Annotated in this window: 12 protein-coding genes and 1 pseudogene; 11 read left to right on the forward strand and 2 right to left on the reverse strand. The window is 70.0% G+C overall.

What is annotated here, in order from left to right; all coding sequences use genetic code 11:
* The 3 genes and pseudogenes from FCH28_RS29165 to FCH28_RS29175 form a co-directional block, all read left to right on the forward strand.
* Positions 1–126: pseudogene (locus FCH28_RS29165) on the forward strand (2-hydroxy-3-oxopropionate reductase); the annotation flags it as partial.
* Between the two features lie 412 nt (positions 127–538).
* Positions 539–2,017 carry an FAD-dependent monooxygenase gene (locus tag FCH28_RS29170; protein WP_136743186.1) on the forward strand — a complete coding sequence of 493 codons (1,479 nt, stop codon included), beginning with the start codon at positions 539–541 and terminating at the stop codon, positions 2,015–2,017.
* Positions 2,018–2,155: 138 nt separating this feature from the next.
* Positions 2,156–2,383: a hypothetical protein gene (locus FCH28_RS29175; protein WP_136743187.1), complete on the forward strand. Its 228-nt coding sequence runs from the start codon at positions 2,156–2,158 to the stop codon at positions 2,381–2,383.
* Positions 2,384–3,031: 648 nt separating this feature from the next.
* On the opposite strand, the gene FCH28_RS29185 is transcribed toward FCH28_RS29175, so the two are convergent.
* The gene (locus FCH28_RS29185; protein WP_136743188.1) at positions 3,032–4,015 is read right to left on the reverse strand and encodes a ScbA/BarX family gamma-butyrolactone biosynthesis protein; all 984 of its coding nucleotides are present in this window, start codon (positions 4,013–4,015) and stop codon (positions 3,032–3,034) included.
* 171 nt (positions 4,016–4,186) lie between these two features.
* Here FCH28_RS29185 and FCH28_RS29190 point away from each other — a divergent pair, with 171 nt between their 5' ends.
* From FCH28_RS29190 to FCH28_RS29200, 3 genes are all read left to right on the forward strand, one after another.
* Positions 4,187–4,849 carry a ScbR family autoregulator-binding transcription factor gene (locus FCH28_RS29190; protein ID WP_136743189.1) on the forward strand — a complete coding sequence of 221 codons (663 nt, stop codon included), beginning with the start codon at positions 4,187–4,189 and terminating at the stop codon, positions 4,847–4,849.
* Between the two features lie 184 nt (positions 4,850–5,033).
* Positions 5,034–5,534 carry a carboxypeptidase-like regulatory domain-containing protein gene (locus tag FCH28_RS39950; protein ID WP_136743190.1) on the forward strand — a complete coding sequence of 167 codons (501 nt, stop codon included), beginning with the start codon at positions 5,034–5,036 and terminating at the stop codon, positions 5,532–5,534.
* Positions 5,535–5,615: 81 nt separating this feature from the next.
* The gene (locus FCH28_RS29200) at positions 5,616–6,662 is read left to right on the forward strand and encodes an NAD(P)/FAD-dependent oxidoreductase (protein ID WP_136743191.1); all 1,047 of its coding nucleotides are present in this window, start codon (positions 5,616–5,618) and stop codon (positions 6,660–6,662) included.
* Positions 6,663–6,771: 109 nt separating this feature from the next.
* On the opposite strand, the gene FCH28_RS29205 is transcribed toward FCH28_RS29200, so the two are convergent.
* Positions 6,772–7,305 (reverse strand): GNAT family N-acetyltransferase, encoded by a 534-nt coding sequence (locus tag FCH28_RS29205; protein ID WP_136743192.1) that lies wholly within the window; start codon positions 7,303–7,305, stop codon positions 6,772–6,774.
* Between the two features lie 169 nt (positions 7,306–7,474).
* On the opposite strand from FCH28_RS29205, the gene FCH28_RS29210 reads away from it, so the two are divergent.
* From FCH28_RS29210 to FCH28_RS29230, 5 genes are all read left to right on the forward strand, one after another.
* Positions 7,475–8,647: a Gfo/Idh/MocA family protein gene (locus FCH28_RS29210; protein ID WP_425472020.1), complete on the forward strand. Its 1,173-nt coding sequence runs from the start codon at positions 7,475–7,477 to the stop codon at positions 8,645–8,647.
* A gap of 557 nt (positions 8,648–9,204) precedes the next feature.
* On the forward strand, positions 9,205–9,972 hold the full coding sequence (locus tag FCH28_RS29215) for a DUF4232 domain-containing protein (protein WP_136743194.1): 768 nt from the start codon (positions 9,205–9,207) through the stop codon (positions 9,970–9,972).
* Between the two features lie 186 nt (positions 9,973–10,158).
* The gene (locus FCH28_RS29220; protein WP_136743195.1) at positions 10,159–11,250 is read left to right on the forward strand and encodes an NADH-quinone oxidoreductase subunit B family protein; all 1,092 of its coding nucleotides are present in this window, start codon (positions 10,159–10,161) and stop codon (positions 11,248–11,250) included.
* Positions 11,251–11,296: 46 nt separating this feature from the next.
* Positions 11,297–13,078: a nickel-dependent hydrogenase large subunit gene (locus tag FCH28_RS29225; RefSeq protein ID WP_136743196.1), complete on the forward strand. Its 1,782-nt coding sequence runs from the start codon at positions 11,297–11,299 to the stop codon at positions 13,076–13,078.
* Positions 13,075–13,644 carry a hypothetical protein gene (locus tag FCH28_RS29230; protein ID WP_136743197.1) on the forward strand — a complete coding sequence of 190 codons (570 nt, stop codon included), beginning with the start codon at positions 13,075–13,077 and terminating at the stop codon, positions 13,642–13,644. Before FCH28_RS29225 ends, FCH28_RS29230 begins: the two co-directional genes overlap by 4 nt.
* Positions 13,645–13,704: the final 60 nt, after the last annotated feature.

Here is a 13,704-nt window from a genome sequence, read left to right on the forward strand (position 1 = left end):
CTGCCCGTCGGCGCCGTCGTCGCCGGCCTCGTCGCCTCCCTGCGCGCACAAGGCGACGGCGGCCTCGACCACTCCGCCCTCCTGCGCGGCGTGGAACGCCTCTCCGGAACCACCACCGAAAGCTGAGCCGGCCCGCGGTCCCGCACCGCGACCGACCCGGATCACCGGCGCCGCGACTGCCGCACTGCAGTCGCGGCGCCGGCTTGTTCGCGCTGACGACGAGCAGCCGAGAACACTGTGACAGGAGAGAACACTGTGACGATCGTCACGATCTCTTCATGGAACGTCCATCCAATGTTTACCGTTCAATGGTGTGAGCGCCGATGAAGGCGCTCCCCGCAAGCCGCCCCGGCCAGTTCCCCCCGTCTGGCCGGGGCTTTCCTCTGCCCACAAAGCGCTCGGACGGCTGCGTGCGGGCTACGCGCCGTACGCGCCCGGAGGCGAACGCCGGCAGTTTGAATCAGCAAGCCGATATGGCAAGTTGATACGGCACGTCAAGCGAATAGCGCTGGAACACATGGCATTTGAGGGGGACTCAATGCGCGAAGAAGCGCAGGTGGTCATCGCCGGGGGCGGCCCGGTCGGCATGCTGATGGCAGCGGAATTGGCCGGGTACGGCGTCGACACCGTCGTACTCGAAACCAAGGGCACGACCGACCGGCATCCGAAGGCCGGGACACTGCACGCGCGCACCGTGCAGTCCCTGGTCAGGCGCGGGTACTTGGACCACCCACCCCTTTCGTCCGGGACCGGGACCGTGGCCACCCCCTTTCACTTCGGTGGCTTTCCCGTGCTCACCATCACCACCCCGGCTGCCGAACCCACACCCCTTCTCAAGCGTTCCCAGGCCGATCTGGAAAGCGAATTCGAGACGCAGGCCAGGAAAAGAGGCGCCCGCGTACTGCGGGAATACGAGGTCACGGAGGTGGACCAGACCGAGGGGTATGCCGAGGCCGTGGCCGAAGGGCCCGACGGGGTCCGGCGCTTCCGGGCCGAATACCTCGTCGGCGCGGACGGGGCCCGCAGCACCGTCCGCGAACGGCTCGGCTTCTCCGCCGACATACACCCGCCGACCGTCTCCGCGATGATGGGCGTCGTGCGCCCCACCGAGCCGGGCTCCGTTCCCCAGGGCTGGCAGCGCACGCCCCGCGGCTGGATCGTCGGCCGCGAGCAGCGGGACGGCCACCACCTCGTCCGTACCCTCAACTACGCCGGCGCCCATCCCGACCGGCACTCCCCGCTGACCCGGCAGGAGCTGCAGGACGAGCTCTCGTGGATCGCCGGCAGGGACATTCCGCTCGCTGACGCGCAAAGCCTCAGCCGGTTCAGCGACTTCACCCGGCTCGTGCACCGCTACCGGCAGGGGCGCGTCTTCCTCGCGGGCGACGCCGCGCACGTCCACTTCCCCATCGGCGGCCAGGGCCTGAGCACCGGACTGCTCGACGTCCTCAACCTCGCCTGGAAGCTGGCCCACGCGCTGCGCGGCACGGCGGGGGCCGGTCTGCTCGACACGTACGAGGACGAGCGCAGGCCCGCCGCGCAGCGGGTCGTCGACAACACCCGCGCCCAACTCGTCCTGATGCGGCCCGAGTCGGACCTCGACCCGCTGCGCGAACTCGTCGGCGAGCTGATCACCCTGGAACAGGGCAGCCACCTGGTCGGCGGCCTCATCAGTGCTCAGGACACCGTCCACCCGTCCCGCTCGGGCCGGGCGTCGGCCTGGGAGGGCCGGTTCCTCGACAACGTACCGCTGACCACGGACGACGAAGGGCCGACGGACGTGGTCGGGCTGCTGCGGGACGGCCGCCCCACCCTGCTGCTCCTCGGCGCCGGACACGAGGCGACCGCGGCGGCGGCCGACGGCTGGTCGCACGTGGTGCGCACGGTACGCGCCGAGCCGCAGCCGTCCCTGCCGTACGACGCCCTGCTGGTGCGGCCCGACGGCTACGTTGCCTGGACCCCGGACGGCGACGACCTCGCGGACTCCCTGCGCACCTGGTTCGGCGACCCCCGCTGACGTCGCGGGCCGCCGACCCAGGGCGAGGGCCGGGCGGACCAAGCCGAGGGGCGGGCGGCAGGGCCCCGCGCGGCGCCCGGTCGGGTGAGATCGGGCTGCCGAGGTGCGCGGCCGCGGCGCCCGGCGCACGCTGGATCCATGAGCGAGCACCCGCCCGTCATCGTGCATCCGCCGACGCCGTCCGGCGGGCGCCGGGTGACCGTGCGCGGGCAGATCGTCGGCCTCGCCCACGGCCGTGGCGATGTCGCCGAGTTCCTGCGCCGCGCGGGAGTCGCCGGGCCGGCCGAGGACATCAGGCTCGACGACCCCCAGCTCGTCGAATGGCGCGGCGGCAACATGGACGACTGGCCGATGCCGTCCGCCTGAGTGGCCGTACGGATCGCTCCGCGCCCGGAAGCTGTCGGTACGCCCCTCGTCGCCGTCCGCGCCGTACTCGGCCAGCAATTATCGCCGGCCGCCGGCCGCAAGCTCGGCAGCCTGCTGATCGCCGCCTACGGGGAGCCGTGCCCAGGCCGGCCCGGCGCGCTCACCCATCTCTTTCCGTGCGTCGAGGATCTGGCCCAGACGTCGCTCACCAGACACGGCATGCCCGGATCGCGTCGCGCGACCGTTGCGCACGCTCAGCGCCGCGCTCGCCGACGGCACCGTCGCCCTGGCTTCCGGAACCGACCGTGACCAGGCGGAACGCACGCTTCTCGGACTGCGCGGCAGCGGCCCGTGGACGGCCGGCTACATCCGGACGCGGGCCCTCAGCGACCCCGGCGTCGACCCCGACGTCCTGCTGACGGGCGAGTGGCCGTCCTCGCGGGAATGCGCCGCGCCGGATCCTCGACGGCGCATGCGGACGCCTGGCGCCCCTGGCGCTCGTGCGCCGTCCACCACTTCTGGAATGCTCCCGACCAGAGCCCCTGAGCCCCCTCAACTCACCTCAACACGACGAACCAGGACTCCATTACCCGCACGAGGTGTCGTGCGTGCCGCGCCTCTGCGCCTTTAGGGGCCGCGCGATTCGCCTCATGGGCGCTCGTCCAGCGCCGTGAGGGTGGACGCGAAGACCGGCTCTCCCCCCTGGAGGCCGGTGACCTTGACCGTGGTGGTGTGGGGAATCGCCGATGGAACGCGGCGCGCTTCTATGACGCACGGGATGTCGTGCTCGGCGTAGCGCTGGAATTCGGTACGGAAGGCGTAGGGAACGAAGTTGTCGGGCGCGGTGATGACGCGGGCGGCCTGATGTGCCGCGTCGAGCAGCGCCATTCCCGGGATGTGATCGTTCGCCGGGTTCACGACCGACGCATGGCCGGTCGCCAGGCGCAGCAGCCACCGATCGGGCTGGTCGGTGGGGGTGAGCAGCACCTCGTCGGGGTGGGTGCTGCCGGTCAGCCGGGGCGAGACGGGAGCCGGCAGAGGCCGATCGACATGGCGGGCCGACAGCCGCTCGCCGCGGATCCGGCGGTAGACGGCGGGTGCGGTGACGGTGACGCTGGAGTTGCCGGTCGCGACGATCCGTCCGTCCCTGCGGATGGTCATGTCGAAGCGGCTGCTGGTCATCGCGCCGGCCCGCATCCGCGTGTTGCTGCACCTGACGTCGATGGTCAGCGCCGCGGGGCCGGTCCCAACGGTCAGCCGCTCAGGGTCTGTTGTGTAGACCAGGTCCGCGAGGATGAAGTGGTGGCCGAGTGGCACGCCCAGCTCGGCGTGCGAGAGGAGCAGCCCGGCCTGGCGGATGGTCTCGCCGGCGAGCAGGGGGTGATGGCGGCCATGACTCGGGGTGAAGTACTGGTGGTCGTAGGGCCACTGGGCGGCCAGCGAGAAATGGTCGTCATCCAGCCGACTCCACGACATGATCAAGACGTCTTCCATAGCACGGCGATGTGCGAACTCCCGGGGTACGCCGGCGCTTTGGCCAGTTCGGAACGGGACGTGCTGGCTCGGCACCGGCTGGTGCGGGCCCGTGGCGCTGTGACGAACCGTTCCGCCGGCGTGCATGGTGTCGCTCATGGCTGCCCCCAGGCATATCTAGGATGAGGCTGAACGCTGTTAAGATACGTACCATCCGGTTTTATTTTCAATGCCGGGGTGGCGAAGAGGGTAAGTGGCTGATCTTCAGGAGAGCTGAACTGTGACCAGCTGTTGCTGAAGTTGAAGATTCGGAAAGGCAGGAGGCGCTCTGTGGCGCAACAGGACCGCGCGATCAGGACCCGGCGAGTGATCTTGGAGGCGGCCGCGTCGGTGTTCGACGAGCTCGGCTACGATCGCGCGACGATCGCCGGAGTCCTGGAACGCGCCGGCGTAACCAAGGGCGCCTTGTACTTCCACTTTGCTTCCAAGGAGCAGCTCGCCCTCGCCGTGCTCGAGCAGCAGGTGATCGATATCGCGGTGGACCCGCAGAAGATCAAACTGCAGGAGCTCGTGGACGCCGGACAGATCCTGTCGTTCCGGCTGCGCACTGATCCGCTCCAGCGTGGTGCGGCGCGCCTCTCGGTTGAGCAGGGCTCCGACCGCGTTGACCGCAACCAGTCGATGACGTCGTGGAGCGCGTTTGTCGAGGGTTTGCTGACCGAGGCGAGGGAGCGCGGCGAAGTCCTGGACAGTGTTGATGTGCGGGAGACCGCCGAGATGGTCTGCGGTGCTTTCGCCGGACTGCAGATAATGTCGAAGGTTCTTACCAACCACGCCGACCTCTGCGACCGGCTGGCCGTCTTCTTCCAGCACATCCTGCCCAGCATCGCGGTGCCCGCCCTCCTTGCCAGACTCGACCTGGACCCGGAGCGAGGTGCGAAACTCGACGCCGAAATCCAGGCGAGGGCCCTGGCCGGGGAAGAGGTGGCGTGAGCCGCTCGCGAGAGCTGAGGGTGGGCTAGGAGCGCAAAAACCATACCGTACGGTCGGTCTCTTGGTCGGGTCTCGGCCAGCCGCGGACAGCGGCGGTCGGTCGCGGACCGGGACGGAGTGCAAGTCGGAGGCGTCGTGGGTGCGACGCGCCTCTTGTCGTGCGGGCGGGGTGCCTTGAAGCGGTATGCGGAACGGGGGCGACACGCCGGCAGGGGTCCGGGGGCGCGTCCTGGACTCGGTGGGCGCGCCGGTGCCCCGTGCGAACGTCACCCTGACAGGCCGTCAGCGCCGCCAGGCCGGAGTCACGCTGGCAGACGACGACGGCCGCTATGCGCTCGTCGCCACCTCCGTCGGCTCGGAATTCCTCACCGGCGCGGCACCGGACCACGCCCCGCATGCGGCTTCGCCCTTTCCGCCTGGGAGTTACACCCTGGTCCTGAGTGCCTCCGGCCATCGGCCGCAGGCTCGGTCCGTGAGCTGCCCGGCGACGCCCGGGGACGGCAGAGCGTGCGTCTGGAACGGCCGCCACGGTCCGCGGCACCATACGAGGCGCCTATGGCCGGCGGCTCGGCGATGCCGCCGTGAGCCTCATCGACCGCCCCACGCAGCCCCGATATCCGTCGCAGAGGCTGTCACCGAGGTCCTCGACCTGGACCTGCCCCACCCGTCCGGTCCCACGGGCTGACATCCGGCAGCGAGAGGATTTCGCTGTTTCGGTGCCGTCGAGGAGCCTCTGAGCGCAGTCTCTGCCTCGGAGGTGCCCACCATGACCCAGCACAGCAACAACGTCAGCAGCAACAACGTCGGCAGCGACGACTTCAGTGGTAACCGCGTCAGCGGGAGCAACGCCGGCAGTGACAACCTCGACGTGGTGATCGTCGGAGGCGGCGCGGCCGGGCTCAACGCCGCCCTGGTGCTGGCCCGCGCGCGACGGAGGGTCGCGCTGTTGGACAGCGGTGAGCCGCGCAACGCTCCCGCGGTTCATATGCACGGCTTTCTCTCCCGGGACGGGATGCCGCCCGCCGACCTCCGGGCCGCGGGTCGCGCCGAGATCGAGCGATACGGCGGCGACCTCATCGACGGCCGGGTCGAAAGCGTCGAGCGCATCGAGCGCCTCGCCGGCACTGTGCGCGGCTTTGTCGTCCGGCTCGCCGGTGGCCGTGCCCTCCGGGCGCGCCGCATCGTGATGGCCACCGGGTTGCGCGATGAGCTGCCCGCCATCCCCGGCGTACGCGAGCGCTGGGGCAGGGACGTCCTGCACTGCCCGTACTGCCATGGCTACGAGGTCGCCGACCAGCCGATCGGCGTCATCGCCGACCAGCCGCTCGCCCTTCATCAGGCGCTGCTGCTGCGGCAGTGGTCCCACGACGTCGTGTACTTCGCGCATGGCGCGGATGTCTCGGCGGACGCCCGCGAGCAGTTGGCGGCCCGCGGCATACGGGTCGTCGAGGGGCAGGTCGGCGGGCTGGTGGTCGGGGACGACGACCGGCTGGCCGGTGTCGGCATGGCGGACGGCCGCGTGGTCCCGCGTGCCGCGGTCTTCGTACCGCCGCGATTCATCCCCAACGACGCGCTGCTGACCGGTCTCGGCTGCGAGAAGGACGCGGCCGGTTTCGTGGTCACCGATGCGAGCGGTCGCACCAGCGTGCCCGGCGTCTGGGCGGCGGGCAATGTCGCGGACCCGCGCGCCCAGGTGATCACTGCGGCGGGGCAGGGCTCGGCCGCCGCGATCGCCCTCAACGGCGATCTCCTGGAGGAGGACGTCGACCGCGAGGTGCACGACCACCGGCGCGCCCTGGCGGTCTCACCGTAGCGGGCGGCTCAGAGGGGAGGGACGGGAGCCGGCCGGGGGCGAAGGGAGCCGGCTCCCCCCACCCCTGATGCTCCGTCACCCGTGGCAACTGCTCACCCCTGACAATTCCTCAGCCCTGATACTCCGTCAGGTCGATGCTGTGCACCGTCAGCGCATAGCCGTGCTCCGGGTGGGTCGTCTCCCGCTCGACGTCCATACCGAGCTTGCGCAGCACGTTCTCCGACGCCTCGTTGCCCAGCCGGTTGATGGCGATGACCCGGTCGAGGCCGCGGTCCTGCAACGCGAACTCCAGCACCGCCTGCGCGGCTTCGGAGGCGTAGCCCTGGCCCCAGTACTGGCGGCCGAGCCGCCAGCTGATCTCCACCTCGTGCTGGGCCTCCGGCAAGTCGGCGGGTACGGAGAGGCCCACGAACCCGGCCAGTTCGCCCGAGGCGAGGAGTTCGACGGCGAAGCGGCCGAAGCCCTCGTCGTCCCACTCCTCCTCCCACCCCTCGATGGCCTCCGCGGTCTGGTCCAGGTCGAGCACGGAGCCATCGCCGACCCAGCGCATCACCAGTGGGTCCGCGTTGATGTCCGCCATGGGGGCGAGGTCGTCGTCGTGCCAGCGGCGGAGGAGGAGACGGGGAGTGTGGATCTCGGTCATGCCGCCCATCCTGTCGAATGCGGGGGAGCGGCGGTAATCGGGGTGGTGGCCGCGCCCTCACCCGTTGCACTTTCGTGGAGAGCGCTTGCACTTGTTCCCACAAGCCTTGCCGGCCGCCCCCGTGTGCTCAAGGATGTGCCCGCCATCGGCCATGACGGCAGGAGACACCGTGGAAGACGATCTCAACATCGGCGTCATCGGGCTCGGGCTGCGCCGCAACCTGGCCACCGCCGCCCACCGGCCCGGCCGCGGCTCCGCCGTCGTGGCCGTCGCCGACCTCGATCCCGAAGTCCGCCACCGGGAAGCCGAACGGTTCGGCGCGCGGCTCGCCACCGGCACCTACCAGCGCCTGCTGGAGGACGACACGATCGACGCGGTCCTCGTCGCCACGCCGGACGACACGCACGAGGCGATCGCCTGCGACGCCCTGCGGGCGGGCAAGCCCGTCTACGTCGAAAAGCCGCTCGGCATCACCGCCGAGAGCTGCGACACCATCCTGCGTACCGCGCACAAGACCGGCACCCGCCTGTACGTCGGCCACAACATGCGGCACATGGGCGTGGTCCGGCTGATGCACCGGCTCATCGCGCGTGGCGACATCGGCGAGCCGAGGATGGTGTGGGCCCGTCACTTCGTGTCGTACGGCGGCGACTACTACTTCAAGGACTGGCACGCGGACCGCCGCCGCACCACCGGTCTCCTGCTGCAGAAGGCCGCACACGACATCGACGTGATCCATCTGCTGGCCGGCGGCCACACCCGGCGTGTCAACGCCCTCGGCGACCTTCTCGTCTACGGTGACCTGCCGCGCCGCGCCCCGGGCACCCCGCGCCCGGACGGCTGGTTGCGCGAGTTCGAGTGGCCGCCCACCGCCCGCCGCGAGCTGCACGACGTGGTGGACGTCGAGGACGCCTCCGTGATGAACATGCAGCTCGACAACGGGGTGATCGCCGCCTACCAGCAGTGCCACTTCACGCCCGACTACTGGCGCAACTACACGGTGATCGGCACCGAAGGGCGGCTGGAGAACTTCGGTGACGGCCCCGGCGACACCGTCCGGGTGTGGAACACCGGCCCCTCCGGATACCGGCCGGACGGCGACGCGAACCACCGGGTGCCGGGCGCGGCCGGTTCGCACGGCGGCAGCGACACACGGATCGTCGAGGAGTTCGTCCGGTTCGTACGCGAGGGCGGCGCCACGGACACCTCCCCGGTCTCGGCCCGGATGAGTGTGGCGGCGGGCGAGGCGGCCACCCGCTCGCTGCGCTCCGGCGGCCGCCCCTTCGACGTACCGCCGCTCGACGACGACCTGCGGGCGTACTTCGAGCGAGGACAGCGTTGACCGCAGGCGTGTCGCATCTGACCGCGGGGATGTCGTGCCGATCGCGGTGTGTCGTAGCGATCGTGGCGGGTCGGTGCGACACGCCGGAGCGCCGTCGATGACCGGAACAAGTCCGCGCCGTATGGCGTGATCTCGGCCGTGTGTGGGGCCGCCACCAACACCTTGGTTCACAACAGCACTGTGGTGCACAACAACACCATCCGCACCGACGTTCCCGACGGCCGGACATCGGCGCCCACCAGGGGCGGGGACGGCAGCCGCTGAGGCTGTTGGGGCTACTGGGGCGGATGGGCCGGACGGCCGAACCCCGTCGTGGTGCGTCCGGAACACCGGAAATTCTGCGATTCTGACGGCGCGCCCGGAGTACCGGCTGGTCAGGAAGGCGGCCCGCAGACGGCCGAGGCCACCCTCAGGCCCGGTGCCGCGGCTCGTTAGTAGTGCGTTAGCGCCCCGTTAGCGGACCAGCAGTGCCCTGGGTCACGCTGGAAGAGCAAACGGACGGACCGTGCGTACCCACGGAAGGAGTACGCACCACCCACCAGACGAGGGGGAGACTCATGTCGCTCACCATCAAGACCCTTGGACAGCGCGGTCAGGGGGCACCTCCCAGCGTTAGCTGGGGGCGTGTCGCCGCCGGATCGCTGATCGCCGTCGCGGCGCTCACGCTCACCGCCTGCCAGGACGGACCGGGCAGTGCCTCCGGCCCCTCGTCGGCCAACGCCTCCGCCACGTCAGGGGAAGGCGGCAGCCACGGCCCGAAGTCGCCCGAGAGCAAGACCCACCCAAGCGGCGGCGGGGGGCCCGCCTCCGAAGGCGCCGGGCAGCCGTCCACGGGCGGGGCGAGGCCCAACGGCGGCAAGGCCAGCCCCAGTCGGCCGAGTTCCGCCGAGGCCAACACGTCACCGATGACGGCGTCGGACCGCTGTACGGCCGCCAATATGTCGCTGCGTCTGGGCCCGGAGGACATCGGTGCCGGCAACATCCGCTACCCGCTGGTGTTCACCAACAAGGGCAAGACGGCCTGTTCGCTGCGCGGCTTCCCCGGCGTGTCGCTGATCCAGCGTGACGGCTCGACCATCGGGAAGCCCGCCACCCGCGAGGGCGCGGCCGGCGGCGCCATCCGTCTGAAGCCCGGCCAGAGCGCGCACGCCGTACTGCACACGGTCAATGACGGCGTCTCCGACACCCCGTGCTGGACCGCGTCCCAGCTCGTCTACGTCTACCCGCCCGGTTCGAAGGACGCGATGACCACCGGCAGCCGGGGACTTCGGGTGTGCGGCGGCCGGTTCACGGTGACGACGGTGGAGGCCGGCTCGCTGGGCTGACGTATGCGGGGCCGGCGGCGGGGGTTCGGGGCGGGCGCACCGCGGTGGTGCCCTGACCCCGCTGCCACAGTTCGTCACCGGTTCGGCCCTCGCTGACGGCGTCGGCCGTTCGTAAGGGTGCTACCAAGGGGAAACGAAAGCCGTGATGTGTGCCTTCGTTACATACCTCCCCGAGGAGACCTCCCTATGGGTGCAGCACCGACGACCGAGACCGGCAGCCGGGGTGCCGCCGACGCGCCGTCAGCCGGGGACGAGTCCCCGATCCATGTCCTCTGGATCAATGCGGGCCTGAGCTGCGACGGCGACTCTGTCTCGCTCACCGCCGCGAGTCAGCCGAGCATCGAGGAGATCGCGACCAGCGCGCTGCCGGGGCTGCCCAAGGTCGCCATCCACTGGCCGCTGATCGACTTCGACAGCGGACCGGTACAGGGCGCGGACACGTTCATCGAGTGGTTCTTCAAAGGCGAACGCGGCGAGCTCGACCCGTTCGTGCTGGTCATCGAGGGGTCCATCCCCAACGAGGCGATCAAACCGGAAGGCTACTGGTGCGGTTTCGGGGACGATCCCGAGACCGGACAGCCGATCACCACCAGCGAGTGGATCGACCGCCTCGCCGACAAGGCGCTCGCCGTCGTCGCGATCGGCACCTGTGCCACGTACGGCGGCATCCACGCGATGGCCGGCAATCCGACCGGTGCGATGGGCGTGCCCGACTATCTGGGCTGGGACTGGACGTCCAAGGCCGACATCCCCATCGTGTGTGTGCCCGGCTGCCCGATCAAGCCTGACAACTTCGCGGAGACCCTCACCTATCTGCTCTACCAAGCGGTGGGCGCGGCTCCGATGATCCCGCTCGATGACCAGCTGCGGCCGACCTGGCTGTTCGGGAGCACCGTGCACGAGGGCTGCGACCGGGCCGGCTTCTACGAACAGGGCCAGTTCGCGACCACCTACGACGCGCCCACCTGCTCGGTGAAGCTCGGATGCTGGGGTCCCGTGGTCAAATGCAATGTGCCCAAGCGGGGCTGGATGAACGGCATCGGCGGCTGTCCGAACGTCGGCGGTATCTGTATCGCCTGCACCATGCCCGGCTTCCCCGACAAGTTCATGCCGTTCATGGACGAGCCGCCCGGCGCGAAGGTCTCCGTCACCGCCAGCGCCACCTACGGCAAGGTCATCCGCCGGCTGCGGGGGATCACGGCGAGGACCGTGGACCACGAGCCCAAATGGCGCCACCGCGGCGAGCAGCTGACGTCCGGTTATCCGTCCCCCTGGTGACCCACCCCACCCCCCACGCGCGCAATGAAGGGCAACGGCACACACGATGGCACCGAAGACGAAGGCGGCCGGTGACGGCAGCGGTCTGACGGAGATGTCCTGGGATCCGATCACCCGGATCGTGGGCAGCCTCGGCATCCACACAAAGATCGACTTCAAGCAGAAGCGGGTCGCGGAGTGCTACAGCACCTCCTCGGTCTTCCGCGGCTACAGCGTCTTCATGCGTGGCAAGGACCCGCGCGACGCACACTTCATCACCAGCCGCATCTGCGGCATCTGCGGCGACAACCACGCCACCTGCTCGGTGTACGCGCAGAACATGGCGTACGGCGTGAAGCCCCCGCACCTGGGGGAGTGGATCATCAACCTCGGCGAGTCCGCCGAGTACATGTTCGACCACAACATCTTCCAGGAGAACCTGGTCGGGGTCGACTACTGCGAGAAGATGGTCCGCGAGACCAACCCCGGTGTCTGGGAACAGGCGCAGCGCACCGAAGCGCCGCACGCCGGCGACCACGGCTACCGCACCATCGCCGACATCATGACCGCCCTCAACCCCATCGAGGGCGAGTTCTACCGCGAGGCGCTCCAGGTCAGCCGCTACACGCGGGAGATGTTCTGTCTCATGGAGGGCCGCCATGTGCACCCCTCCACCCTCTACCCGGGCGGCGTCGGCACCGTCGCCAGCGTCCAGCTGTTCACCGACTACCTCACCCGGCTGATGCGCTACGTCGAGTTCATGAAGCGCGTCGTCCCGCTCCACGACGACCTCTTCGACTTCTTCTACGAGGCGCTGCCCGGCTACGAGGAGGTCGGCCGCCGGCGTGTCCTGCTCGGCTGCTGGGGTGCGCTCAACGACCCGGACCACTGCGACTTCACCTATCGCAACATGACGGACTGGGGGCGGAAGATGTTCGTCACCCCCGGCATCGTCGTCGACGGCGAACTGCTCACCAACGACCTCACCCAGATCAACCTCGGCATCCGGATCCTGCTCGGCAGCTCCTACTACGACGACTGGGAGGGCCAGGAGCAGTTCGTCAGCCACGACCCGCTCGGCAACCCCGTCGACCCGCGCCACCCCTGGAACCAGCACACCATCCCCGCCCCGCAGAAGCGGGACTTCAACGACAAGTACAGCTGGGTGATGTCCCCGCGCTGGTTCGACGGCAAGGAGCACCTGGCCCTGGACACCGGCGGCGGCCCGATCGCCCGCCTGTGGTCCACCGCCCTGTCGGGACTCGTCGACACGCCCTACGTCAAGGCCACCGGCCGGAGCGTCGTCATCGACCTGCCGCGCAGCATGACCAAGCCCGAGACCCGCTTCGAATGGCAGATCCCGAAGTGGAGCAACGCGCTGGAGCGCAACCGCGCCCGCACCTACTTCCAGGCGTACGCGGCCGCCATGGCGCTGCATTTCGCCGAGCAGGGACTCGAAGAGGTCCGCGCGGGACGCACCCAGACCTGGGAGAAGTTCGAGGTCCCGGACGAGTCCATCGGCTGCGGTTTCACCGAGGCGGTACGCGGCGTCCTCTCGCACCACATGGTCATCAGGGACGGGAAGATCGCCAACTACCATCCGTACCCGCCGACGCCGTGGAACGCCTCCACCCGCGACTCCTACGGCACGCCGGGCCCGTACGAGGACGCGGTCCAGAACACCCCGATCTTCGAGGAGAACACCCCGGACAACTTCAAGGGCATCGACATCATGCGCACCGTCCGCAGCTTCGACCCCTGCCTGCCCTGCGGCGTCCACATGTACGTCGGCGGCAAATCCGTACAGAAGATGCATGTGCCCACCGGACTGAGCGGACTGGGCGGATGAGCGCCCCGGTGGACACCGCCGCGCCGAACGCCGAGGCCACCGGCCGGCGTGTCGAGGACGTCCTGGACCGGCTCGGCGGGCGCGGCGACACCGAATCCGCCCTGGCCGCCGAGGAACTCGTCCGCGCCCTGATGGACTTCTACGGTGCGGGCCTCGGCCGGATCATGCGCCTCCTCGACCGCGGTACGGCCCACGCGGGCGACGACGGCCCGCGCGCGGCGCTCCTCGGCGACGAGCTGGTGGCGAGCCTGCTGCTCCTGCACGATCTGCATCCCGAGAACACCACGGCCCGCGTCGCCCGCGCCCTGGAGAGCATCCGGCGTCAGCACCCCGTGGAGATGACGGGGTTCGACGAGAAGTCCGGAGTGCTCCAACTGCGACCCTCCGGATCGGGCGGCTGCGGCTGTCCGAGCACGGCGCAGGCCGCCCAACAGGCCGTCGAGGCCGCCCTGTCCTGCTTCGCGCCCGAGGTCACCTCGGTGCGGATGGAGTCCGGGGGAGCGAAGTCCGAACCGGCGCTGCTGCAGATCTCCAGCCGCCCGCCGACCGCCGCCGGCCACCCGTGACGGGCCGTCAGACGGCGCCCGCGCGCACCGGACCTCCCCCAAGCTCTCGACTCAGCTCGA

The organism is Streptomyces piniterrae (genome assembly GCF_005048155.1).
GTDB lineage: Bacteria > Actinomycetota > Actinomycetes > Streptomycetales > Streptomycetaceae > Streptomyces > Streptomyces piniterrae.